The sequence below is a fragment of the Paraburkholderia caffeinilytica genome, assembly GCF_003368325.1.
Classification (GTDB): Bacteria; Pseudomonadota; Gammaproteobacteria; order Burkholderiales; family Burkholderiaceae; genus Paraburkholderia; species Paraburkholderia caffeinilytica.
Genome location: NZ_CP031467.1, coordinates 1,208,645 through 1,232,477, shown reverse-complemented (window position 1 = coordinate 1,232,477; position 23,833 = coordinate 1,208,645). Strand labels below are relative to the sequence as shown.

Annotated in this window: 24 protein-coding genes and 3 tRNA genes; 11 read left to right on the top strand and 16 right to left on the bottom strand. The window is 61.6% G+C overall.

The features are described 5' to 3' along the window. Position 1 precedes the first annotated feature (1 nt). The 3 genes from hemW to rph are packed head-to-tail and all read right to left on the bottom strand — an operon-like array spanning position 2 to position 2,608. The gene (gene hemW, locus DSC91_RS21515) at positions 2-1,231 is read right to left on the bottom strand and encodes a radical SAM family heme chaperone HemW (RefSeq protein ID WP_115780771.1); all 1,230 of its coding nucleotides are present in this window, start codon (positions 1,229-1,231) and stop codon (positions 2-4) included. Next, positions 1,228-1,875, bottom strand: a complete 648-nt coding sequence (gene rdgB / locus DSC91_RS21510; protein WP_115780770.1) for an RdgB/HAM1 family non-canonical purine NTP pyrophosphatase — start codon at positions 1,873-1,875, stop codon at positions 1,228-1,230. Before rdgB ends, hemW begins: the two co-directional genes overlap by 4 nt. Continuing rightward, positions 1,868-2,608: a ribonuclease PH gene (gene rph / locus DSC91_RS21505; protein ID WP_115783414.1), complete on the bottom strand. Its 741-nt coding sequence runs from the start codon at positions 2,606-2,608 to the stop codon at positions 1,868-1,870. The genes rdgB and rph overlap by 8 nt, the downstream gene beginning before the upstream one ends. Before the next feature lie 269 nt (positions 2,609-2,877). On the opposite strand from rph, the gene DSC91_RS21500 reads away from it, so the two are divergent. The 5 genes from DSC91_RS21500 to DSC91_RS21480 all read left to right on the top strand — a co-directional run bounded on the left by DSC91_RS21500 (position 2,878) and on the right by DSC91_RS21480 (position 7,958). Continuing rightward, entirely contained in the window at positions 2,878-3,801 is a 924-nt protein-coding gene (locus DSC91_RS21500; protein WP_115780769.1) for a YicC/YloC family endoribonuclease, read from the top strand. A gap of 18 nt (positions 3,802-3,819) precedes the next feature. After that, a complete protein-coding gene (gene gmk / locus DSC91_RS21495; RefSeq protein WP_115780768.1) occupies positions 3,820-4,500 on the top strand; it encodes a guanylate kinase in 681 nt (226 codons plus the stop codon). Positions 4,501-4,641: 141 nt separating this feature from the next. Next, positions 4,642-4,845 carry a DNA-directed RNA polymerase subunit omega gene (gene rpoZ / locus DSC91_RS21490; RefSeq protein ID WP_006025620.1) on the top strand — a complete coding sequence of 68 codons (204 nt, stop codon included), beginning with the start codon at positions 4,642-4,644 and terminating at the stop codon, positions 4,843-4,845. Between the two features lie 135 nt (positions 4,846-4,980). Further along, positions 4,981-7,335 (top strand): RelA/SpoT family protein, encoded by a 2,355-nt coding sequence (locus DSC91_RS21485; RefSeq protein ID WP_115780767.1) that lies wholly within the window; start codon positions 4,981-4,983, stop codon positions 7,333-7,335. A gap of 134 nt (positions 7,336-7,469) precedes the next feature. Then, positions 7,470-7,958 carry a phage protein NinX family protein gene (locus DSC91_RS21480; RefSeq protein ID WP_115780766.1) on the top strand — a complete coding sequence of 163 codons (489 nt, stop codon included), beginning with the start codon at positions 7,470-7,472 and terminating at the stop codon, positions 7,956-7,958. 122 nt (positions 7,959-8,080) lie between these two features. Here DSC91_RS21480 and DSC91_RS21475 read toward each other — a convergent pair. Both DSC91_RS21475 and DSC91_RS21470 read right to left on the bottom strand, forming a co-directional pair. Further along, positions 8,081-8,157, bottom strand: a tRNA-Arg gene (locus DSC91_RS21475). An 89-nt stretch (positions 8,158-8,246) separates the two neighbouring features. Continuing rightward, positions 8,247-8,323, bottom strand: a tRNA-Arg gene (locus DSC91_RS21470). Between the two features lie 120 nt (positions 8,324-8,443). On the opposite strand from DSC91_RS21470, the gene greB reads away from it, so the two are divergent. After that, entirely contained in the window at positions 8,444-9,022 is a 579-nt protein-coding gene (gene greB / locus DSC91_RS21465; protein WP_115780765.1) for a transcription elongation factor GreB, read from the top strand. A gap of 51 nt (positions 9,023-9,073) precedes the next feature. Here the strand turns inward: greB and DSC91_RS21460 are convergent, their stop codons facing one another. Continuing rightward, on the bottom strand, positions 9,074-10,204 hold the full coding sequence (locus DSC91_RS21460; RefSeq protein ID WP_115780764.1) for a porin: 1,131 nt from the start codon (positions 10,202-10,204) through the stop codon (positions 9,074-9,076). 529 nt (positions 10,205-10,733) lie between these two features. Then, positions 10,734-10,982, bottom strand: coding sequence for a hypothetical protein (locus DSC91_RS21455; protein ID WP_115780763.1), 249 nt, complete (start codon positions 10,980-10,982; stop codon positions 10,734-10,736). 444 nt (positions 10,983-11,426) lie between these two features. Between DSC91_RS21455 and DSC91_RS21450 the strand changes: the two genes are divergently transcribed. Continuing rightward, positions 11,427-11,630, top strand: a complete 204-nt coding sequence (locus tag DSC91_RS21450) for a cold-shock protein (protein WP_115780762.1) — start codon at positions 11,427-11,429, stop codon at positions 11,628-11,630. Positions 11,631-11,993: 363 nt separating this feature from the next. Next, positions 11,994-13,148 carry an exonuclease domain-containing protein gene (locus DSC91_RS21445; protein WP_115780761.1) on the top strand — a complete coding sequence of 385 codons (1,155 nt, stop codon included), beginning with the start codon at positions 11,994-11,996 and terminating at the stop codon, positions 13,146-13,148. Between the two features lie 108 nt (positions 13,149-13,256). Here DSC91_RS21445 and DSC91_RS21440 read toward each other — a convergent pair whose 3' ends face one another. The 3 genes from DSC91_RS21440 to DSC91_RS21435 form a co-directional block, all read right to left on the bottom strand. Then, positions 13,257-13,853 (bottom strand): chorismate mutase, encoded by a 597-nt coding sequence (locus DSC91_RS21440; RefSeq protein WP_115780760.1) that lies wholly within the window; start codon positions 13,851-13,853, stop codon positions 13,257-13,259. A 285-nt stretch (positions 13,854-14,138) separates the two neighbouring features. After that, positions 14,139-14,288, bottom strand: a complete 150-nt coding sequence (locus tag DSC91_RS37900) for a hypothetical protein (RefSeq protein ID WP_167470519.1) — start codon at positions 14,286-14,288, stop codon at positions 14,139-14,141. A 513-nt stretch (positions 14,289-14,801) separates the two neighbouring features. Next, positions 14,802-15,917: an aldo/keto reductase gene (locus tag DSC91_RS21435; protein WP_115780759.1), complete on the bottom strand. Its 1,116-nt coding sequence runs from the start codon at positions 15,915-15,917 to the stop codon at positions 14,802-14,804. A gap of 128 nt (positions 15,918-16,045) precedes the next feature. On the opposite strand from DSC91_RS21435, the gene DSC91_RS21430 reads away from it, so the two are divergent. Continuing rightward, positions 16,046-16,957 carry a LysR family transcriptional regulator gene (locus DSC91_RS21430; RefSeq protein ID WP_175172033.1) on the top strand — a complete coding sequence of 304 codons (912 nt, stop codon included), beginning with the start codon at positions 16,046-16,048 and terminating at the stop codon, positions 16,955-16,957. A 312-nt stretch (positions 16,958-17,269) separates the two neighbouring features. Next, complete coding sequence (locus DSC91_RS21425) at positions 17,270-17,470, top strand: hypothetical protein (RefSeq protein WP_115780758.1); 201 nt, start codon at positions 17,270-17,272, stop codon at positions 17,468-17,470. 187 nt (positions 17,471-17,657) lie between these two features. Here DSC91_RS21425 and DSC91_RS21420 read toward each other — a convergent pair. The 6 genes from DSC91_RS21420 to DSC91_RS37575 all read right to left on the bottom strand — a co-directional run bounded on the left by DSC91_RS21420 (position 17,658) and on the right by DSC91_RS37575 (position 22,791). Beyond that, positions 17,658-17,733 (bottom strand) — tRNA-Thr (locus DSC91_RS21420). A gap of 55 nt (positions 17,734-17,788) precedes the next feature. Then, a complete protein-coding gene (locus DSC91_RS21415; RefSeq protein ID WP_115780757.1) occupies positions 17,789-18,805 on the bottom strand; it encodes a class 1 fructose-bisphosphatase in 1,017 nt (338 codons plus the stop codon). A 122-nt stretch (positions 18,806-18,927) separates the two neighbouring features. After that, complete coding sequence (locus DSC91_RS21410) at positions 18,928-19,383, bottom strand: HigA family addiction module antitoxin (RefSeq protein ID WP_115780756.1); 456 nt, start codon at positions 19,381-19,383, stop codon at positions 18,928-18,930. 16 nt (positions 19,384-19,399) lie between these two features. Next, a complete protein-coding gene (locus tag DSC91_RS21405; RefSeq protein WP_115780755.1) occupies positions 19,400-19,681 on the bottom strand; it encodes a type II toxin-antitoxin system RelE/ParE family toxin in 282 nt (93 codons plus the stop codon). 195 nt (positions 19,682-19,876) lie between these two features. After that, complete coding sequence (gene pepN / locus DSC91_RS21400) at positions 19,877-22,573, bottom strand: aminopeptidase N (protein ID WP_115780754.1); 2,697 nt, start codon at positions 22,571-22,573, stop codon at positions 19,877-19,879. Positions 22,574-22,602: 29 nt separating this feature from the next. Beyond that, entirely contained in the window at positions 22,603-22,791 is a 189-nt protein-coding gene (locus DSC91_RS37575; RefSeq protein ID WP_162831447.1) for a hypothetical protein, read from the bottom strand. On the opposite strand from DSC91_RS37575, the gene DSC91_RS21390 reads away from it, so the two are divergent. Continuing rightward, positions 22,790-23,494, top strand: a complete 705-nt coding sequence (locus DSC91_RS21390; protein ID WP_115780752.1) for a DUF4136 domain-containing protein — start codon at positions 22,790-22,792, stop codon at positions 23,492-23,494. The two genes, DSC91_RS37575 and DSC91_RS21390, sit on opposite strands and share 2 nt — an antisense overlap. Positions 23,495-23,833: the final 339 nt, after the last annotated feature.

Below are 23,833 nucleotides of genomic sequence, written 5' to 3'. Positions count from 1 at the left end.
ATCAGTGCGGATCTTTCAGAAACAGCGCTTGCAGATCGTTCAGGAAGGCCTGCCCGAGCGGCGTCGGTGCAATCTTTTCGTGGTCGCGCGTAATCAGCTTGCGCCGTTCCGCCTCCTGCAAAGCCGGTTCGATCGAGGTCATCGAGAGCCCCGTACGCTCGATAAAGCGATGCACAGGAAACCCTTCCACCAGCCGCAGCGCGTTCAGCATGAACTCGAACGGCAGATCGCGCGGCCCGACTTCGTTCTCTTCCTGCACGGCCGTGCCGGCCAACGCCTGCTCGATGAAGGTGGCCGGATGCTTGTAGCGCACCTGACGCAGCACGCGGTTCGGAAACGACAGCTTGGTATGCGCGCCCGCGCCGATGCCGAGATAGTCGCCGAAGCGCCAGTAATTCAGGTTGTGCTTGCTCTGCCGATGCGGCTGCGCATACGCGGACACCTCATAGCGTTCATAACCGGCTGCCGTTGTGCGTTCGTGAATCCAGTCCTGCATGTCGGCGGACGCATCGTCGTCGGGAAGCGCAGGCGGGAATTTGGCAAACAGCGTGTTCGGTTCCAGCGTGAGGTGATACAGCGACAAATGCGGCGGCGCGAACGACAACGCCGTCTCCACATCCGCCTGGCATTCCGCGAGCGTCTGCTGCGGCAGCGCGAACATCAGATCGAGGTTGAAGTTGTCGAAGGTGGTGGCGGCCACTTCGACTGCATGGCGTGCCTGCGTCGAATCGTGAATCCGGCCGAGCGCCTTCAGATGCGCTTCATTGAAACTCTGGATGCCCACCGACAGGCGATTCACGCCGCTCGCGCGAAACTGCGCAAACTTGGCGGCTTCGAACGTACCCGGGTTGGCTTCGAGCGTGATTTCCGCATCGGCGTCGAGCGGCAGCAGTGCGCGCACGTCGGACAGCATCCGGTCGAGTCCGGCTGCCGACAGCAAGCTGGGCGTGCCGCCGCCGATGAACACCGTATGCACCTGGCGCCCCCACACGAGCGGCAGCGCCATCTCGAGATCGGCGCGCAGCGCGTCGAGATATTCCGTTTCCGGGAACGTGTCGCCCTTCCATTCGTGCGAGTTGAAATCGCAGTACGGACACTTGCGCACGCACCACGGGAAGTGCACGTACAAGGCCAACGGCGGCAGCGACGTCAGACGAATGCTGCCGGGCGACGTGAAGGCCTGGATGACGCCGTTGCCGATATCGGCAGGCGCCGGTTTGATCGGAATCACGCTTCCTCCGTCAAACGCGCGAGCAGGTGGCGCAACGCGATCGCACGATGGCTGCTGGCGTTCTTCACCGCCGGCTCGAGTTCGGCGGCGCTCGCATTCAGCGACGGCAGGAAGAAGTACGGGTCATAGCCGAAGCCATGCGCGCCGCGCGGCGCATCCAGCATCTCGCCGTGCCAGCGGCCTTCGGCGATCAACGGTTCGGGGTCGTCCGCATGACGCACGAGCGCCAGCACGCAGTAGTAATACGCGCGGCGGTCGGTTTCGCCTTGCAAGGCTGAAACGAGCTGTGCATTGTTCGCGGCGTCGCTTTTCTCGCCGCCGGCGAGTTGCGCGTAACGCGCCGAATAAACGCCGGGTGCACCACGCAGCGCGCGCACGCACAAGCCGGAATCGTCGGCGAGCGCGGGCAGGCCGGTGAGCTTCGCCGCGTGACGCGCCTTGGTCAGCGCGTTTTCGACGAAAGTCGGATACGGCTCGTCCGCTTCCGGCACGTTCAACTCGCCTTGCGGAATCAGCTCGATGCCGGCCGCGCCGAGCAGCGCCGCGAATTCACGCAGCTTGCCCGCGTTGTTCGATGCCAGCACGACTTTCTTCAACGGCGAGTCGGACGCCACAACGCCGTTGCGTTGACGAACCTCACTCACTCTTTTGCTCCAACGCTTCTTTCTGCTTCGCGATCAGCGTGTTGATGCCGTTGCTCGCCAGATCGAGCAGTGAATTCATTTCATCGCGCGAGAACGGCACGCCTTCGGCCGTGCCCTGAATTTCGACGAAACCGCCCGCGCCCGTCATCACGACGTTCATGTCGGTGTCGCATTGCGAGTCTTCGTCGTAGTCGAGGTCCAGCACCGGCAAACCGTCGTACACGCCGACCGAAATCGCCGCGACGTAATCGGTGATCGGCGAGCTTTCGATACGGCCGGCGGCCAGCAGTTTCGTCACCGCGTCATGCGCCGCGACGAACGCGCCGGTGATGCTGGCCGTGCGCGTGCCGCCGTCGGCCTGAATCACGTCGCAATCGATATGCAGCGTGCGCGCGCCGAGCTTCTCGAGATCGAACACCGAGCGCAGCGCTCGGCCGATCAGACGCTGGATTTCCTGGGTGCGGCCGGTTTGCTTGCCGCGTGCGGCTTCGCGGTCGCTGCGGGTGTGCGTGGCGCGCGGCAGCATGCCGTACTCGGCGGTCAGCCAGCCTTGGCCGCGGTCGCGCAGGAACGACGGCACGCTCTCGGCGATGCTCGCCGTACAGATGACCTTGGTGTCGCCGAATTCGACCAGCACCGAGCCCTCCGCATGCTTCGTGTAGTGGCGCGTGATGCGCACGTCGCGCAGCTGATTGGCCTGGCGGCCGCTGGGGCGTTGGGTGTTGTCGGTCATGTTGGGATCGGTCTGGAAGAAAAGCAGGAAGGAAACCGCAATTTTACCGCCGATCGCGCCGGGCGCGGGGCAGCCTGTCCGGCGGACGCCGGCCCGCATGCGCAGGGGCTTTGCGCGGGGTGGTCCCGCGTATGCGGCGGCGCCCGTATGAAGCGGCCTTGCCGGTAAAAATGGGATAATGCGGATTCTCCGCCCCGCGTCTCGACCATGCCGGGCGATTCGACTTTCCGGCCATCGTCAAACGCATGGCCACAATCGCGAGAAATACGATGATCTACAGCATGACTGGCTATGCGAGCGCCACGCGCGAACTCGTCCCGGCCTCAGGCACGGGCGGCGTGAGCGTATCGGTCGAACTGCGCACGGTGAACTCGCGCTTTCTCGATCTGAACTTCCGGATGCCGGAAGACGTGCGCGTTTGCGAACCGACGCTGCGCGAAATGCTGATGAACAAGCTCTCGCGCGGCAAGGTCGACATTCGCATCAACCTGCAACGCAGCGAACAGTCGGCTAACGCCGGATCGGTCAATCGCGATGCGCTGACGCAACTGGCGCTGCTCGAGCGCACGGTGTTGTCGACGTTCCCGGAAGCCGGGCGTCTGCGCACCGGCGAAATTCTGCGCTGGCCCGGCGTGCTGGCCGAAACCGGCGTCGCGCCCGACGTGCTGCGCGATGCGGTACTCGCGTGCGGCAAACAGGCGATTGCCGATCTGATCGACGTGCGTGGCCGCGAAGGCGCGCAACTGGCGACGATGCTGCTCGCCAACGTCACCGAGATGGAGGCGATCGTCACGAAGATCACGCCGCTCGTGCCGGAACTGATCGCGAGACATCAGCAGAAAATCGTCGAACGTCTGCAGGAAGCGCTCGGCATCGCCGCGCCGGATACGGCGGCGACAATCGTCTCGCGTGAAGAAATCAACGAGCGGATTCGCCAGGAAGTGACGATGTACGGCATCCGCATCGACATCGCCGAAGAACTGTCGCGCCTCACGGCTCACCTGAACGAAACGCGTCACGTGATCGAGAAGGGCGGCAAGGTCGGCAAGCGGCTCGACTTCATGATGCAGGAACTCAATCGCGAAGCGAACACGCTCGGCTCGAAGGCGGCCGCGAAGGAACTGGCCGATTCGTCGATGACCCTGAAGCTGCTCATCGAACAGATGCGCGAGCAAGTACAGAATCTGGAATAAAGCTGGAGCACAACGAACATGACCGACCACACACGCGACCACAGCGCACCGCGCAACCCTTACGCCGGTGCGTATCCCGGCAACCTGTTCATGGTGGTCGCGCCTTCGGGCGCGGGCAAGTCGACGCTCGTGAACGCGCTGCTCGCCGGCGACGACGCGATCCGTCTGTCGATTTCGTACACGACGCGCCCGCCGCGCCCGAAGGAGCAGGACGGCGAGCACTATCACTTCACGACGGTCGACGATTTCCTGACGCGTCACGCGGCCGGCGAGTTTCTGGAAAGCGCGGAAGTGCACGGCAACTACTACGCGACCTCGCGCGTGTGGATCGAAGAGCAGATGAAAAGCGGCCATGACGTGCTGCTCGAAATCGACTGGCAAGGCGCGCAGCAGGTGAAGAAACAGTTTCACAACGCCGTTGAAATCTTCATCTTGCCGCCGTCCCTCGATGCGCTCGAAGAGCGTTTGAAAAAGCGCGGCCAGGATGAGCCGAACGTGATTACGCGCCGTCTGCTGGCAGCCGGCAGCGAGATGGCGCACGCGGCCGAAGCGGAGTACGTCGTGATCAACGACAACTTCGATCGCGCGCTCGGCGAACTGCGCTGCCTCGTGGCGGCGACGCGTTCGCGCTTCGCCTCGCAATACGCGCGCCACACGCAGCTTTTCGTGCAGCTCGGCATCCACCTGCCACACGCGTGAACGCGGCGGTGTATCGAGCACATAAGGTAGAATAAGCAACATCAATTAACGCCCCCAGACCTGTCGCTTTGCGCCAGGCCCCCCGAGGGCAACAAGAAGACTTGGGGCGGCCCAGCGTTTTCTGGAAAGAAGGAACCCAACATGGCCCGCATTACCGTCGAAGACTGCCTCAAACAGATCCCGAACCGTTTCGAACTCGCGCTTGCCGCGACCTATCGTGCGCGTCAACTCGCGCAAGGTCATACGCCGAAGATCGAAAGCCGCGACAAGCCCACGGTCGTCGCACTGCGCGAAATCGCAGCCGGCCAGGTTGGCGTCGAAATGCTGAAGAAGGTGCCGGTTTAAGGCGCACGGTTCCGTTTTCGATTGCCTGTATTTGCCAGGCTAGTTTGCCAGACCCGTTTGTCCGGTCTTGTTTGTCACACGTAATTGCATCAACGTTCAGACCGGCGTCCAACCCTAACCGCTACGGAGGCGAAAATGAGTGCTACCCCGCCCACCGCCACGGAAGTGGAACACGACGCCGATTCGCCCTCGTCTGCACGGAAGTACATCGACGCGGTCCTCGAACAGTCGTTTCGCCATCTGTTCGGGCCGACCGCCACGCCGGAGCAGCCGCGCCGGCATGACGTCGTTTCGATCGCCAAGCTGACATCCGTTCTGTCCGGCTATCTGCAGCCGGAAGAGATCAAGGACATCAAGGCGGCGTTCCATTTCAGCGACGAAGCCCACCTTGGCCAGTATCGCCAGAGCGGCGAGCCCTACATCACCCATCCTGTCGCCGTCGCGGAAATCTGCGCCGGCTGGAATCTCGACGACCAGTCGATCATGGCGGCGCTGCTGCATGACGTGATGGAAGACCAGGGCGTGACCAAGGCCGAACTCGCCGAGCGATTCGGTGCGAAGGTCGCGGAACTGGTCGACGGGTTGTCGAAGCTGGACAAGATGGAGTTTCGCAATCGCGAAGAGGCGCAGGCGGAAAACTTCCGCAAGATGCTGCTCGCGATGGCGCGCGACGTCCGCGTGATTCTGGTCAAACTCGCCGACCGGCTGCACAACATGCGCACGCTGGGCGCGGTGCCGCATGAAAAGCGCCGCCGGGTGGCGCGCGAGACGCTGGACATCTACGCGCCGATCGCGCACCGGCTTGGCCTGAACAATACCTATCGCGAACTGCAGGATCTGAGCTTCGCGAACTTCAACCCGCATCGCTACGCCACGCTCGAAAAAGCCGTCAAGGCCGCGCGCGGCAACCGGCGGGAAGTGGTCGGCAAGATTCTGGAATCGGTGCAGCGCGCGATTGCCGACGCGAAGCTCGACGCCGAAGTCACCGGCCGCGAGAAAACCATCTTCAGCATCTATAAGAAGATGCGCGACAAGCAGTTGTCGTTCTCGCAGGTGCTCGACGTGTACGGCTTCCGTGTGGTGGTCGAAAGCGCGCTCGAGTGCTACACCTGCATCGGCGCGCTGCATGCGCTCTACAAGCCGGTGCCGGGCAAGTTCAAGGATTACATCGCGATCCCGAAGGTGAACGGCTATCAGTCGCTGCACACCACGCTGGTCGGCCCGTTCGGCGCGCCGATCGAGTTCCAGGTGCGCACGCGCAAGATGCACGAAATCGCCGAAGCGGGTGTCGCTGCGCACTGGTTGTACAAGAACGGCGGCGCGGATCTGAACGACGTGCAGAAACGCGCGCACCAGTGGCTCAAGTCGCTGCTCGACATTCAGAGCGAAGCGGGCGACTCGAGCGAATTCCTGGAACACGTCAAGATCGATCTGTTCCCGGATGCGGTCTACGTGTTCACGCCGAAGTCGAAGATCATGGCGCTGCCGCGCGGCGCCACCGCGCTCGACTTCGCGTATTCGATCCACAGCGATCTGGGCAACCAGTGCGTCGCGGTGAAGATCAATAACGAACTGCTGCCGCTGCGTACCGAGTTGAAGAGCGGCGATATCGTCGAAGTCATTACGGCGCCCTATTCGAAGCCGAATCCAGCTTGGCTGGGTTTTGTCCGGACCGGCAAGGCGCGTTCGGCGATCCGCCACTATCTGAAGACCATGCGTCTGAACGAATCCGTGCAGCTCGGCGAGCGTCTCGTCGACCAGGCGCTGAAGGGCTACGGGCTGGCGCTGTCGGACGTCACGCCGGAAGCGTGGGAAAAGCTCGTGCAGTGGACGGGTAACAAGAACCGTCAGGAAATTTTCGCGGATATCGGTCTCGGCCGCCGTGTCGCCGCGGTCATGGCCAAGCGCATCGAAGTGCTGATGAGCGGCCGCGATGCCGACGACGACGGCTCGCGCGACGGTACGGCGTCGCATGCGCCGCCGGTCGTCATCACCGGTACCGAAGGCATGTCGGTGCAATTGTCCGCATGCTGCCGTCCGATTCCGGGCGACGACATCATGGGCTACATCGGTATTGGCCTCGGCATGGCGATCCACACCACGGACTGCCGCGTCGCACAGCGTATTCACCGCCGCGATCCGGGCCGCTGGATCGACGTGGCGTGGGCGCCGCAGCCGGGACGTCTGTTCGACGTCGCGGTAAAGGTGCTGGTCAAGAACACCAAGGGCGTATTCGCCCGCGTGGCGGCCGACATCACGTCGGCGGACGCGAACATCGTCCACATCGCGATGGACGAAGATCTGTCGCAGGAGTCTACGGTGCTGCGCTTCGTGATCCAGGTGAGCGATCGCGTCCATCTCGCCAACGTCATGCGTCGCGTGCGTACGAATCCGGACGTGATGCGTATTGCGCGTGAGCGGCCGAGCGAGGAGGGCCATCACCGTCACGACGGCGGGATGCGGATCGACCGCGAGCGGGCGGATTACTGATCTGACGGCTGGGTCGGGTCTGCTCGGCGGCGATGGACGACTGCTCGCCTCGGGAGGGCGCCAGGCGGCCTTCGTTCGAATCTGAACGTACCCGCCTGTCAGCCAGTCTCACCGGAACCTTAGGGGGAACGCTTATGAACGTAGCCGACCTCGCCGGCGTGGCGCTCGATTACTGGGTGGCGCGCAGCCTGCACGACTTCGTACGCGAAATCTACTTTACCGACAGCGGCGAAACCGTCTCGATCCGCGGCATCGACCGCGGCCGCCCGTGGGATGGGCGTTTTACGCCGTCCACGTCATGGGAAGCGGCCGCTGTGGTGCTGGAGCGCGCGCAGCGGCTGGAGGTGCGTGAACGCACCGATCATGGCGCGGCACATTGCATCGCGGAGTTCGAAGGCAGCCATCGAACCGTGGAAGGGCGTGGAGACTCGTTACGGGTCGCGCTGCTGCGGGCGTTTGTTGAAAGCCGTTTCGGCCGGAGCGTGGACGAGGTGTTGCAGCAGGCGCAGGCTGTGACTGGCGAGCGGGCGATGTTGATCGGCGAGGAAGCAGCGGAAGGTTCGTTCGAGGATGTGCAGAGTCCCGATGGGCAGATCGGTGACATTCAGTCGATACCGCGGTAGCCGCGGTGGCGCCGTCAAGGCCAGGGGTTTGGCGGGATGGGCCGGTTGAAGCAGGAACGGGTTGAAGCAGGAACCGGTCACGCAAAAACAAAGGGCCTTCCGATCAGAAGGCCCTTCATAGGTGGTGCGGCTGGCAGGATTCGAACCCACGACCCCTTGGTTCGTAGCCAAGTACTCTATCCAACTGAGCTACAGCCGCACGCTAAACAGGTGACGCTTAATACGATGATACTGCAATGAAGCCGGGTAAAACGTAAGGGCCTCCCCGGAGGGAGGCCCTCGAATAAGTGGTGCGGCTGGCAGGATTCGAACCCACGACCCCTTGGTTCGTAGCCAAGTACTCTATCCAACTGAGCTACAGCCGCACGCAGAAACGAGATTATAGCAAAGGTTTTCAAAAAGGGAAGCATGTAACTGCGATTTGTCTCATTGCCCTGATCGTGTACCCTTGATAGGCAGTCGATTGCTGCAGTTAATGGACCATCATGAACAAGGCCTTTGTCAAAGAGTCGAGCGAAGAGAATGACGACGAGCTCGACGTCGCCCAGCCCGAAATCCCCGCGGGTACGAAAAACTACATTACGCCCGCCGGTCATCGGCGTATGCGCGATGAACTGCTGCATCTCATCGATGTCGAGCGGCCGGAGGTGGTCAGACTCGTGTCGTGGGCGGCCTCGAACGGCGACCGCTCGGAAAACGGCGATTACATCTATGGCAAACGCCGCCTGCGAGAAATCGACCGGCGGATTCGCTTTCTGACCAAGCGTCTCGACATCGCGGAAGTGGTCGACAGCAGCAAACAGGAAAACATCGACCAGGTTTTCTTCGGCGCGACCGTCGAATACGCAACGGAAGACGGCGAGGTGCATACGCTGACAATTGTCGGCGTCGACGAGGTCGACCTCGATGTCGGCCATGTGAGCTGGATCTCGCCGATCGCGCGGGCGTTGCTCAAGGCAAAGATCGGCGATACGGTGACGTTGTACACGCCAGCCGGCCCCCAGCCGATCGACATCCTGGACGTTAAGTATCCGCTACCTGATACCGGTGGCCAGGCGGCATAAAAAAAGGCGCCGCGAACGGCGCCTTCGATACTGCAGGTGTTGCCAGCTGCTTTAGAAGCGGTGACGCAGACCTGCGGTCACTGCGACCTGGCTGTTCGTCGACGACGCCGCGCCCAGGCCATTGATGTTTGCATCCAGGCCCGAGCCTTCGTTGACGCGCTGATACACGCCCTGCAGGTACACGTCCGTGCGCTTCGACAGCGCGTAGTCCGTTTGCAGGTTGAACTGGTTGTAGTTCGGACGCACGCCATTGAGGCTTGCGCGCGTGTAGGTGTACGAACCCGCCAGGCTCAATGCCGGTGTGAGGGCATAACGGCCGTTCACTTCGAAGTTCTGGAAGTGGGCGCTGTTGCTCGGCAACGCGACGCCGTTGGAGAAGCCCGATGCGGCCGCGCTGAGGCCTGTCAGGCCCGTCAGGTTGGTCTGCGTGTAGAGGACGCCGGCCGTTGCCGGGCCGAACGTGTAGTTCGCGCCTGCTCCCCAGGTTTGCTGACGCTTTGACGCGAACGTGAAGTCGTCCGACACTGCGCCGCCGGTATTCGCCGTGCCGCTGCCGTTCAACTGCATGAACGCCGCTGCGACGTTCAGGCCACCCCAGTTATACGTTCCACCAACGCTGTAGGCGCGGTTGTTCGCAAATCCGCCAGCCTGGTTCGAGAAGCCGTACATGGCGCCGCCCTTGAAGCCGCCGTAGTTCGCGCTGGTGTACTTGACCGAGTTGTTGACGCGGAACGAGTTGTTCAGGTTGTCGTTATCGAACGGGTGGGCGAACTGCGTGCCGCCGTACTGCGTGCCCGTCAGGGACAGCGGGCCGACGAAGTCCACCATGCTGTCGTATTGACGGCCGAGGGTCACGGCGCCGAACTGGTCGCTCGACAAGCCGACGAACGCTTGACGGCCGAATTCACGGCCACCTTGCTTCAGCGTGCCGTTGTTGATGCCGAAGCCGTTTTCCAACGTGAAGATGGCCTTCAGGCCGCCACCGAGATCTTCCGAACCACGCAAGCCCCAACGGCTGCCGTTCACCGAGCCGCTCGTTTCCTGCCAGTTGCTGTGGCCGTGCTGGTTATTCGTATAGGTGATGCCGGCGTCGATCAAGCCATACAGCGTGACGCTGCTCTGGGCATGTGCTGCCGTTGCAAAAACGCCCGTGAGGGCGGCGACCATGAGAGTCTTCTTCATCTTGTAACTCCGAGAGCTAGAGTGGGCGTTGAACCCAGGCTTAAGGAGACCTTCACGCGGGCGCTGCGAGAGGCGAAATCCGCATGAGAAGCGCGCTATATGCCACGCGCCGGTTTCCGATTAGGCAGAGTGTAGAGAGGCGCCCCGCAACACGGATGTTCCGAATTTCACAATAAAGTATTACGGGATATGAAACGATAGACGAATGCCGCTTAAGCCTTGCTGATAAAGGCTTGCAGCGTTATTCCGGTGAAAGTGAGAGGCGAGTCAACTGAATCGCGTTGTTCATTTGCTACAGTAATCGATGCAAAAAAACAACGCGATAAATCGTAAAAAAGATTGTTGTCGTTATAGCAATAGATGGTTGCCGATTGTGTTAATAATCGATATCGACTAAGCCAGTTATACTGGAGACACTGCTTTCCGAAGCAGACTTTTTCGTTGACGAAAAAGATCTCCAAACCTTTGTCGGCGCGACTTCCCAGTCGCGCTTTTTTTTGCCTTCCGGTTGCGGTTTCGCGGACGCTAGTCAGTGCGCTGGCGCAGCACCTTCCGCTTCACTCCAGTCGGCCGCTGCCGAAACGCTCCAGTCTTCCATGACATAGTGGCGAGCATCCATGGGTGACGAAAGCAGATTTTGCCAGTGGTCCCCATGCCACATGGGATCGACCGCGAAGGCCGAAGCTGACGTGGCGACCGGCCCGGATTGCGCAGCAACTGTCTTTGCGTGCGATTGGGTGAACCAGGCGACGAAGCGACGGAATTCATTGAACAGCATGGCAATCTCCTGACGCGCATGACTTCCCAGTACTGATTTCCATCATGCTGGCATGAGTGCGGCGCAACAACTCGGACAAACACTTACTAAAAACATGTCTTGTTACATATTTTCGTCGGCATCCTGAAATTATTTCCGATAACAGCTGTATTCGATATTGAATAGGTAATATTGACGTGAAGCGTTATTCTGTTTTTGCTGAATATGCCTTCAGAATATTTCGATTGGTCCGACATTGACTTATCGCACCGCGCGCTAAGTGAATGTGAAAAATTCGCTTGACGTTGATTCTTCGTTCCCCGTATAACAGCGATGCTGGATTTCAACTGCCAGATTTGCAAGTGCTTAGGGTTTTGCAAATGCCCGATCGCAGATGAAATGGCCATGAAATTCAGCTTGAGGGCAATGCCCCGATTTTGATAAATCCTCGAGGAAAACTGGAATATGGAAACTGGTGTCGTCAAATGGTTCAACGATGCTAAGGGCTTTGGCTTCATTACATCGGATTCGGGCGGCGAAGACCTGTTCGCGCACTTTTCGGAGATCCGCACCGAAGGCTTCAAGTCGCTGAAGGAAAGCCAGCGCGTTTCCTTCGAGGTCAAGGCCGGCCCGAAGGGTAAGCAAGCGGCGAACATCCAGCCGCTATAAGCCGCACTGCGCTGCTCCGCGTATATCGCCGCGCAGCCGCTGATCGCCAAAAAGCCTTCGCCAGACGCGAAGGCTTTTTTTTATGGGTAATTCGTTATTACCATCGCGACGGAAGTCGTTAACTATCTGGTTCGGATTAATCCGGGAAACATTGAGGTGTAAATTGCGCCCTGGAATCCAGAATCGGCATCATAAAAAATAATAACGATTAACACCTTTATGGGTGAATCCCGGGCCGCGCGGGAAGGCAGTTTTTGTCCCGCACGACGACGGACGACCAGGGCAAAGCAGTAGTGGCTGGTTGCCCGCCGGCTAACTGGTGCATACTTGCCGCAAAGCCACGCGTCCAAAGTATCCCTTTCCATGTCTGAACAGTTTCTGCCGGAACCGGCCCAAGATGTGCCGATCGTCTTCGTCGACCTTGAAACCACCGGCGGCTCGACCAGCGAGCATCGCATCACCGAAATCGGCGTGGTTGAAATAGGACCGGCCGGCGTGTCGCGTTGGAGCAGTCTGGTCGATCCTCAGCAACCGATTCCTTCCTTCATCCAGCAGCTCACTGGCATCACGAACGCGATGGTGCGAGGCGCGCCTACTTTCGATGTCATCGCGCCGGCACTATTCGAGCGCCTGAACGGCAAACTGTTCGTCGCGCACAACGCCAGTTTCGATCGCGGTTTTCTGCGCGGGGAGTTTCGCCGGGCCGGACTCGCGTTCGATCCGGATGTGCTGTGCACCGTGCGGCTGTCGCGCGCTTTGTTTCCGGCGGAAAAGCGTCATGGACTCGACGCATTGGTGGAGCGTCATGGCCTCGTCCCATCCGACCGCCACCGCGCGCTCGCCGACGCCGATCTGATCTGGCAGTTCTGGCAACGTCTGCATAGCGGTCTCGTGCCGCCGGACGTTCTGCAGGCACAGATCGAGCGCACGACGCGGCGCTACCGGCTTGCCGGGGATATCACTGAAGATCTGCTCGACACCGCACCGGCCGGTTGCGGTGTCTATGCGTTTTATGGGGAAGGCGATCTGCCGCTGTATGTCGGGCGAAGCGTGCGTGTGCGCCAGCGGCTGCGCTCGCACCTGACGGGTGAGCGGCGTTCGTCGAAGGACGTGCGGCTCGCACAACAAGTGCGGCGGGTCGAGTGGCGCGCCACTGGCGGCGAGTTGGGCGCCATGCTCGCGGAGGCGCAATGGATCGCGACATTGCGTCCCGGTCACAACCGGGTGCCCCGCGTCATGAAGGGCGATCCGGTGGATGCGCCCTGGCCGTTCGAAGGTCCGATCGTATTTGAGGAGCGCGAAGAAGCGTCGCACGCGCGCGCTTTTCACGTTGTCGACCGGTGGCGTTACCTTGGGCATGCGCTCTCGCTCGAACAGGCGGCGGCGCTGCATGCTTCGAGCGCAGACGGACCGTTCGAGCTGTCCACTTACCGTCTTCTGCAGAGCCATCTTGCGCGTGGCTTGCGCGTCATGCCCTTGAGCATCTCGAGCGGCACGCCTGTGCCGAGCCTGGCTTGACGCGGTTTTTGTGCTGCAAGCGGCTCGTCAGGGCGGGTTCAATCGCCAGTTGGGTGCGATGGACCAATGGAGCGGCTCCACGCCCCTAAGCTCGACCGCGCAGACCGATCAGCCGGTCGCACCCACTCCACCCGCTTCGCACACATGGCCGAGAGCGCGCGTCAGCGCGCTCGAATGGGTCGAGTCATAGCGCGTCAGCGATTTCCAGTTAGCAAGCGATTGCGCCACGCGCGACGGACAATCCTGCGCCGCGCGCAGCGGTTGTACGCGTGCGAGACCAGCCATGAGCGATTGCGTGAGCTGATCCAGCTGCGGCCTCGTGCTGGTGGCCAGGTCGGGCGCGGGGCCTTCGGGCGGGCGCGTGCTGCGCCAGGTGGCAAACAGCGCGTTTTGCACCTCCTTGCTGGCGTCGATCTGATCCTGGAAGAAGGCGTGCGCAAAGGCCGGATCGACATTCGCAGCGGCGGCGCGCTTTTCGACGTCGGCAAGCAACGCATTCTCGCGCGGCGTATCCGTAATCGCCTGATGGTTCGCCCACTTCCAGCGCGCAACGGGCTCCGCGAGGGCGAGGCGCTGCGAAGCCAGTGCAATCAGATTGGTGAGCGCGGTGTCGTCGCCGTCCGCGACGGCAGGGGCGGGCGCGAGTGCAAGCGCGGTGAACAACGCGAGCGCGCATGACGCTCCAAAGCGATATGAGCGATTCATGGAAGGCTGAAGTGGCCGGTCGGCCGCAGAAGAAAAACCAGAAGAATAGACGATGCGCGGATCGAGCGGGCGCGCTAAACGATGGAAAAGCGAACTACGGGGATATATTCAAAGACGCCTGTCAACGACGCGCGCCATCAATGCGGGCCATATGGGCCAGGCGCCGCACTCGAGCAGGCGTAACCCGCGCAGCGAAAGCGGCAAACGACAAGCGTAGGGGCGCGTACCAACCTTCGCCGCGCGCCGGACGCGCGGACGCCGATGCTGCATCGCGCCACTGCACAATTACTTCTGGTCGCACGACTTACGTTGTTCGTCGAAAAATGCGCGAACGTGCTCGGGCAGTTCGGCACCCAGAAACTCGACGCCAGCGGGTTCCGGATCCGGGCTAAAAACTTTATCCGGGGTCGGAATCTTCGGTGGTTTGGCATCCATGATCTTTCTCCTTTATTACAAACCGATTATCTGCCTCGGTCCCCGTTTTGCACCAGTGTCTGATGCGGCTCACATGTTCTGTGTTGCTTTAACGGTACAGCCCAACATTGGAACGGAATGTTTGAATAGAATTTATAGGTTGACTGCGCACCACTGAATTTTCCGCGGCCAATCAAAACAGTCCGATATCTTCCCCGTTTTCTTCCCAGCCTTGCTCAGCGCGCCTTCCGCGCATTATCTTTGTTGCATCACAGCATCGCGCTTTCATCGCTGTTGATATGAACAAATCACGGCGATTTTTGTGCGCTGCCGCATCGGAAGGATTTTCTCAGCGGTAGGCCGAACGTTCGTTAATTACCGATTGGTTCAGTGTGTTCATTCAGCCCCCTAATTGTTGGTAAACGAACGATTGCGCGACTTCGTTGACGAACTGGAATACTTTTCCGGATATTTTTTGCAAATAAAAAGGCGCCGCGTTCTGGGCGAAGCGCGGCGCTCGAGGTGGACGATTCTTTATGCGTTCGGTGCCGGAATTTTCACGGGTGCGGAGTACGCCGCGGGTTTGTCGGCGACTTCAACCTGCCCATGAATCCGCGCCTGATGACCGTCGGCAAACATGTAGTACGGGAAGGGGCGGGCAGGTTCCGAGGCAGCGTCGAGCCGCGCGATCAATTCCGGGGCGAGCGTGAAATCGAGCGAGCCGAGCGACTCCTGCAGTTGCTCCGGCCGGGTCGCGCCAACAATGATGCTCGACACGCCGCGCTTCTGATGCAACCAGTTCAGCGCGACTTGCGCCATTGGCCGCCCCGCCAGATTTGCAACGGCCTCCAGTTCCGCAACGATGCGAAAGTTGCGCTCGGTCAGCTTGTCGAATCCCGGCGGCGGCGCGCTGGCCATGCTCGCGAGGCGCCCGTCGCCGGAAACAGCACGCGCCGCGCCGCCTTGCGAAGGACGGTATTTGCCCGACAGCACGCCCATGCCAAGCGGACTCCAGGGGACGAGCCCCATGCCCAGATTGGCGGCGAGATCGGCGAATTCATTTTCGGCGTTGCGCTCGATCATCGAGTATTCGAGCTGCATCGCCGCGACGGGTTCGAAGCCGCGCCAGTCGGCGAGCGTCTGCGCCCGCCCCGCGAACCATGCAGGCGTATCCGACAGGCCGACGTAGCGGATCTTGCCGGCGCGCACGGCGTCGTCCATCGCGCGCATCACTTCGTCCACTGGGGTGACGCGATCCCAAGTGTGCAGGTAATACAGGTCGATGTAGTCGGTGCCCAGGCGCTTGAGCGAGCCGTCGAGCGCGCGCAGCAGATTCTTGCGATGGTTGCCGCCCGCGTTCGGGTTGCCGGTCTCGGCGTTGTAGCCGTACTTGGTGGCGATCACGAGCCGGTCGCGCAGACCGCGCGCCGCGACGAATTTGCCGAGCCATTTCTCGCTGGTGCCTTCGGTGTACAGGTCGGCGGTATCGATGAAGTTGCCGCCGGCATCCACGTACAGGTCGAACAGGCGTTGCGCCGATCGCTCGTCGGCGCCCCAGCCCCATTCGGTGCCGAAAGTCATCGTGCCGAGCGCGATCGGGCTCACGCGAAGGCCCGAGTGGCCGAGCAGGGTGTAGCGGTCCATCGTCATGTCAGTCTCCTTGAGCAGTCTGGCGGGAAGAATTGAATCGATGGTGCAATCGTGCGCCGATTCTTTACTTGGAAAAATGCTGCTCATCTGCAAGGATTGTGAAGTCTGACTTAATAATGGGGATCGCGATGGACCCAGCCCAGTTGCCGGCGTTGGTGGCGTTCGCATGTGTGGCGCGCCACGGCAGCTTCACGCATGCGGCTGCGGAGACCGGTGTGACGGCGTCGGCGTTGTCGCAAAGCATTCGTTCGCTGGAGACTCAGTTGAATGTGCGCCTGTTCAACCGGACCACCCGGCGTGTCGCCCTGACGGAGGCCGGCGCGCAGTTTCTCGCGCGCGTGCTGCCTGCGCTGGGCGAGCTGGAGGCGGCCTTCGAGGCGCTCGAGGAAACCCGTGACCAGCCTGCGGGCACGCTTCGCATCAATCTGCCGAGGGTCGCGAGCGAACTGCTGGTGCTGCCGCATCTGGCCGAGTTCACGGGCCGCTATCCGCAGATCCGTCTCGACCTGACGCTCGACGATGGTTTCGCCGATGTGGTCGGCGAAGGCTTCGACGCCGGTATCCGGCTCGGCGAACGCGTTGCGCAGGACATGGTGGCGGTGCCTTTGGGCGGCGAGATCCGGATCGTCGTAGCCGGCTCACCGGCCTACTTCGAACGCTATCCAGCGCCGGCGACGCCGGCCGATCTCGCCGCTCACGATTGCCTGCGCTACCGCTTCTCGACGAGCGGCGGCATCTATCGATGGGAGTTCGCGCCGCCCGACGATCCATCGCGCGTGTTCGAAGTCGAGACCCGCGGGAGTCTCGTCACCAACGATCTGCACACGATGGTGCAAGCGGCGGAGCAGGGCGTGGGGCTCCTGCACGTGATCGACGACTACGTGAACGAACAACTCGAAGACGGCCGGTTGATCCGCGTGCTGGACGCGTGGTGTCCGAGCTTTCCGGGTTTCTATCTGTACACCGCGAGTCGCGCGCAAATGCCATTCAAGTTGCGCGCGCTGATCGATTTCCTGCGGGAGAAGCGCCAAGTCCGATAGGCCTCGCGTGTTGTTTTGACTTCATGCCGCGCGCCGTTTCTTCAGATGGGGTGCTATGCGGCTCTCGTTGGTGCGCTCAACGTCAGCCTGCGGAGAACGCGTCATAGCCGGTTGCTTGTGGGCAGCGCCAACGTCGATGAATCGTGGGGTCATCTCTTCACGCCAAAACATCGCCACCTGATGACAAGCCGGTCGACGCGCGAACCGCTGCCTATCATTGAGGAAGCTATCTGCGGCGAATGGTGTGGTGGGTAACGGACGCGCCAGGTCTGCCGCGGAAGATGGCTGCCTTAGCCCTTCTGAGAGTTCGCCATGGAAAACGCTGTCTACTGGAAAGGACGCCAGGTCGGAATCGAGTGCGCCGGCAGGATCTTGTGGTTCTCGTCAGCGCCGCAAGAAGCGGTGTTGGCGTACCGCATGAAACCGGCCGAGAACGCGATCGTCGAAGACGCTGCGGTTGTTCGCAATCTTGGCGTGATCGCGCGATCCGATCGATTGAATTTTGGCGATTGAATTGAAGCTGCCGTGATCGGTTGGTGCGGGCAGACGATGTTTAACTAACCGCTGTCGACGCTGGCCGTGACGGGGGTAAGTCGCGCCGTCTCGAATTTCAAACGCAGGCGCGGGGAATAGCGGGAGCAGGCAGCAACAGAAAGCAAAAAGCCCAGTCACAAGGACTGGGCTTTTTGCTTGAATCTTGTGGTGCCGGAAAGAGGAATCGAACCCCCGACCTTCGCATTACGAATGCGCTGCTCTACCGTCTGAGCTATTCCGGCATCAGGAGAAACGAGATTATAGGGACTTCTTTAGGAACTTGGCAAGCCCCTGTGGTCACTTTTTTGCTTCGAGATGGTAGCGGGTGACGCGGTCGACTTCGTTCTTCGAGCCGAGGAACACCGCCACGCGTTCGTGCAGACTTTTCGGCTGGATATCCAGAATCCGCTTCTCCCCGTTGGTCGCGGCGCCGCCCGCCTGCTCGACGATGAACGCCATCGGATTCGCTTCGTACATCAGACGGAGCTTGCCTGGCTTGTCCGGCGTGCGCTTGTCGGCCGGATACATGAAGATGCCGCCGCGGTTCAGGATGCGGTGCACGTCGGCCACCATCGACGCGATCCAGCGCATGTTGAAGTCGCTTTGACGCGAACCGTCCTTGCCGGCCTTCAGTTCGCCAATGTACTGCTCGACCGGCGGATACCAGTGGCGTTCGTTCGACGCGTTGATCGCATATTCGCGCGTTTCAACCGGAATGCGCATATCGCTTTGCGTGAGCACCCACGAACCCAGTTCTCGGTCGAGCGTGAAGCAGTTCACGCCGTTGCCGGTGGTCAGCGCCAGCACGGTTTGCGGGCCGTATACCGCATAACCTGCCGCGACCTGCTGCGTGCCGGGTTGCAGGAACGACTGCTCGGTGGGTTGCTGGCCGTCCGGGCAGCGCAGCACCGAGAAGATCGTGCCGATCGACACGTTGACGTCGATGTTCGACGAGCCGTCGAGCGGATCGAACACCAGCAGGTATTCACCCTTCGGGTAGTTGGCCGGGATCGGGAAGAACTGCTCCATTTCCTCGGACGCCATGCCCGCCAGGTTGCCGCCCCATTCATTCGCTTCGAGCAGGATTTCGTTCGACAGGATGTCGAGCTTCTTCTGCACTTCGCCCTGGACATTCTCGCTGCCCGCCGTGCCGAGCGCGTCGCCCAGCGCGCCCTTGCTGACGTGGTAGCTGATCGCCTTGCACGCGCGCGCGACGACTTCGATCAAAAGGCGCAGGTCGGCTGGCAGGTTGTTGGTTTCGCGCTGCTGCTCGATCAGGTACTTCGTGAGAGTGGTACGACGTTGCAAAGCCATTGCTGTACTCCGGGAAGGCTTGGGGAATGTCTCGATTTTAACCGCTCGCTGTGTCGGTTCCGTGCTTTTGAGATGCGAGGGCGTGCGTTCGTGTTGCTGAGCGCTGCAAAGGCCCGTGAAACTCAGGCTTTGCGGCGAGCCTTGATGGCCGTGACATGGCCGGCCAGGTGGGTGGCAAGCGCCGCGGCACGGGCGTGTTCGGCCGGGATCTTCGGCATTTTGGGGCGGTTCGCCTTGGGCATCGGCTCGATCTCGCGTTCGATCTGTTCGCCGGCCGCCGCGGTGGCGACGCGCAGATCATAGGCGATTTGCAGATTCAACCAGAATTGCGCGCTCGCGCCGAAATAGCGTTCGAGCCGCAGCGCGGTGTCAGCCGAGATGGCGCGTTTGCCGCGCACGATGTCATTGATGCGCGGTGCCGGTACGCGCAACGCAAGTGCGAGCGCATTGACGGACATACCGAGCGGCTCGAGGAACTCGCACCGCAGAATCTCGCCGGGATGGATTTCCGGGATGCTGTCGCCGGTGGCGATGTCGGAGAAATCGATGCTGCCCAGATCGGAGCGTTTGATGACCATGCCGGTCTCCCAATAATCAGTGATAGTCGACAATTTCGACATTCAACGCCTCCCCGTCGACAAAATAAAAACAGATGCGCCACTGCGCGTTGACGCGAATGCTCCACTGCCCGCTGCGCCGGCCCTGCAAGGCTTCGAGCCGGTTGCCCGGTGGCGCATGCAGGTTGCGGATGGACGCGGCTGCATCGATCATGAGCAGCTTACGGCGTGCGAGCGCCTGCATGTGAAGCGGCAGTGAATGCACGAACTTGCCCTGAAAGATTGCCGCGGTAGCCTTGTCGCCGAATGTCGTGATCATGGGATGATATAACGCATTGCGTTAAACGTAAACCGTTAAATGAATGCGTTTACTTTCACCCTGCCGAGCCGATACGAACAGTCGTCCAGATGGCTAACGTTGAGGCGCACACACTGCCCATGGCGAAATCCAGGACGAAAAAAAGCCGGCAGCACGTGCCGGCTTTTCGATGCAGGAAGCGCCTTCAGACGAACGTCACGCCAACGCTTTCTCCACGATCTCGCGCACGTCGCGCGATTTCACCTGCGACGCGACTTTCTCCAGCGCCGCGCGCATACCGTCACGCAGCGTCGGTGTAAAGCGGCGCCATAGTTCCAGCGAGCGGGCGAGGCGGGCGGCCACTTGCGGATTGATGGCATCGAGCGCGATCACCTGGTCGGCCCAGAACGCATAGCCGGAACCGTCTTCGGCATGGAACTGCGCGGGGTTCGCCGCACAGAAGCTGAAAATCAGCGAGCGCGCCCGGTTCGGATTTTTCAGGTTGAACGCCGGGTGCGCCATCAGTTTGCGCACGATCTCGATCACCGGACGCTGCGCGCTGCCACGTTGCGTGGCTTGCAGGGCAAACCATTTGTCGATGACAAGCGGTTCCTTTTCGAAACGCCGGTAGAAGTCTTCCAGCGCTTGCTGTGCCTCAATGCTGCCGCCATTCGCCGCCGCTGCATTGAGCAACGCCGAGAGCGCCGCTGAGCGGTCGGTCATGTTGTTGGCGGCGTCGTATTGTGCGGACGCGAGCCGCACGGCTTCCGACGGATCGTCCAGTTCCGCGAGATACGACAGCGCGAGATTCTTCAACGCGCGATGGCCGGAAGCCTCCGGCGTCGCTTCATAGGCCCCCGGCGTGCGGTGCTTTTCGTACACGGCGAGCCAGTCTTTCCTGAGCGCATTCGCGAGGCGCTTACGCACGAACTGCCGCGCGGCGTGTACGGCGGCCGGATTCGATTCGGCCATCTGCTCGGCCAGATAGGCTTCCGACGGCAGCATCAACGCCAGTTCGCGGAACGAAGGCGAGAGCGTTTCGTCGGTCAGCACGCGCGCGAACGCGGCGACGACCGAGTCGTCGAGTTGCAGCGGCACGCCCGTCGCGGCGCGCCCGGCGAGCGTCAGCAGCTCGCGCGTGGCGAGCCGTTGGCCGGCTTCCCAGCGGTTGAACGGGTCACTGTCGTGCGCGAGCAGGAACGCGAGCTCGTCAGGCGAGTAATCGTATTCGACGACCACCGGCGCCGAGAAATTGCGCAGCAGCGAGGGCAGCGGTTCCTGCGCAACGTTGACGAAGGTGAAGGTCTGTTCGGTCTGCGTGAATTCCAGCACGCGCGTGGTGGCGTCCGAAGGCCGGGTCTCGCCATCCAGTTGCAGCGGCAGGTCGTGGCCCTCCTTGCCGATCAAACCGATCGCGAACGGGATCAGCAGCGGGCCTTTTTGCGTTTCACGCGCGGCCGGTGCGGCATCGCCATAACCTTGTGTGAGCGTCACGCTGTAGCGCTGTTGCGCGGTGTCGTACGCGGTGCGTACCGAGACGCGCGGCGTGCCGGCCTGGCTGTACCAGCGCTCGAATTGCGCGAGATCGCGGCCGTTCGCATCGGCGAGCGCGTGACGGAAATCGTCGCAGGTCACCGCCTGGCCGTCATGACGCTTGAAGTACAGGTCCATGCCCTTGCGGAAGCCGTCGCGGCCGAACAGCGTCTGATACATCCGCACGACTTCGGAGCCTTTTTCGTAGACCGTCATCGTGTAGAAGTTGTTGATCTCGACATAGCTTTCCGGGCGCACCGGGTGCGCCATCGGACCGGCATCTTCGGCGAATTGCATCTGGCGCAGCACGCGCACGTCTTCGATGCGTTTGGTGGCGCGCGAGGCTTCATCGGTCGCACCGCCCGCCATGTCGGCCGAGAATTCCTGATCGCGGAACACCGTCAGGCCTTCTTTCAGGCTCAGCTGGAACCAGTCGCGGCACGTCACGCGGTTGCCGGTCCAGTTGTGGAAGTATTCGTGGCCGACCACCGCCTCGATGTTGGCGAAATCGGTGTCCGTGGCTGTTTCGGGGTTCGCCAGCACGTACTTCGTGTTGAAGATGTTGAGCCCCTTGTTCTCCATCGCGCCCATGTTGAAGTCGCTCACCGCGACGATCATGAAGCGGTCCAGATCCAGTTCCAGCCCGAAGCGCGACTCGTCCCAGCGGATCGAGTTGATCAGCGAATCCATGGCGTGACGGGTCTTGTCCAGATCGTGCGGTTCGACCCATACCTGCAGCAGCTTTTCCTTGCCCGAACCGCTTTTCACGCGCTCTTCGAGCGCGACCAGCTTGCCCGCGACCAGCGCGAACAGATAGCTCGGTTTCCTGAACGGATCTTCCCAGCGGGCGAAATGGCGGCCGTCCGGCAGATCGCCTTGTTCGAGCAGATTGCCGTTCGACAGCAGCACGGGATAGTCGGCCTTGCTGGCGCGCAGCGTAACCGTGTAGGTCGCCATCACGTCAGGGCGGTCGAGGAAATAGGTGATGCGGCGAAAGCCCTCGGCCTCGCACTGCGTGAAGAAGTTGCCGCCCGACACATACAGGCCCGACAGCGTGGTGTTCTCCGCCGGATTGCAGAGGCTGGTGAGCGTGAGTTCGAAGTGATCCGGCACGTTGTCGAGCGTGAGGCCGTGTTCGTGCGCATGCGCGTGGGCGAACGGGGCGCCGTCGATCGCGGCGCCGACGAACTCGAGTTGTTCGCCCATCAGTTCGAGATTCGCGGCGTGGGACGCGTCCGGGTTGCGGCGCACCCGCATCGTGTTCCTGACGACGGTGCGTTCGGGGATCAGATCGAACTCCAGTGCGACGGTGTCGATCAGGAAGGCAGGCGGCGCGTAATCGGCGCGGCGGATCACATTGGGCGTTGCGGTATCGGCCATGGCGTTCTGTAGTGATGGGACTCGAGCCGTCACGCGTGCTTATGGCGCGCGAGCCGGGCTTGTCGAGCCATTGTACAAAGGCTCGGCGGATCGTGCGGGTCGAACTTTTTACCGATTCGGCTGGTCAGCGTATTATCGGGGCCGCTCTGCGCGGCAAAGCGTGCGCACGAGCCGACCCGCTGGAGAATGGCGACAACAGGCATCACGAGGTAGACCATGAAATTCGATCGATTGACCCGCCGCGCCGCGCTGCTGCTGGCCGGGCTAACGGTGCTGCTGTCCGGCTGCACGAGCTACGTGACCTCCCAGGTCACGGCGTTTTCCGACTGGAGCGGCAATGACGCCACCCGTACCTATGCCTTCACGCGGGCGGCGGATCAGCAGAACAATCTCGAGCTCACCACCTACGAGCGCCTCGTCGGCAACGAACTTGCCACGCACGCGTTCCGGCAGGTCGACACGTCCCAGGCGCGTTATCTGGTCGGGCTGTCGTATGGGATTCGCTCGGACATGGTGACGGTCGCGCAGCCGGTGTATTACAACCCGTGGCCGGCGCCGTACTGGGGCCGGCCGTTCGATCCGTGGGGCCCGTGGGGTGCGTTTCCGACCGCGTATGTGAACCAGAGCTACCCGATCTTCACGCACCTGCTCGGCGTGCGGATCACTGAGCGCGCCAGCGGCAAAGAGGTCTATAACGTGACGGCGCGCAACTCGGACGAAGAATCGTCGCTGGTGAGGGCCATGCCGTATCTGGCGCGCAGCGCGCTGGCCGATTTCCCGCTCGGCAACGGCGTGGTCCACACCGTGAGGATTCCCGTCGACAAGAACGGCGGGGCCTCGAACGAAGTCGCGACGACGGGCGCCGCGCCCGCCGGTGCGGCGGCTCCGGCTCCGGCGCCGGGCGCGAAGGTCGTGCAATAAGCAATGCAATAGGCAGTGCAGCAAGCACGGCACCGGCGCGGCAAACAGCATACGCTGCGGCGCAACAGAAACGGCCCGGCAGGTCATCCTGCCGGGCCGTTTCGCTTTGCAACCTGCGCGAAGCATGCTTTTGGCCGAAAGCCGATGACTCGACCGCGATATGGCGAAAATGGCGCTGCGGTAAGCGCCCGTAAGTCGCGCGCGAAATTTAAGCGATGCGTGGCGTCTGACTCAGCAGATCGAGGCCGCGGCATTGAAGTGTTCCGAAACGAAACACTCGTTTAGAAAGTTAAATGAAAGTTTCTGTGTCTATTTGTGGATGCGACAATGCCCGTCTGG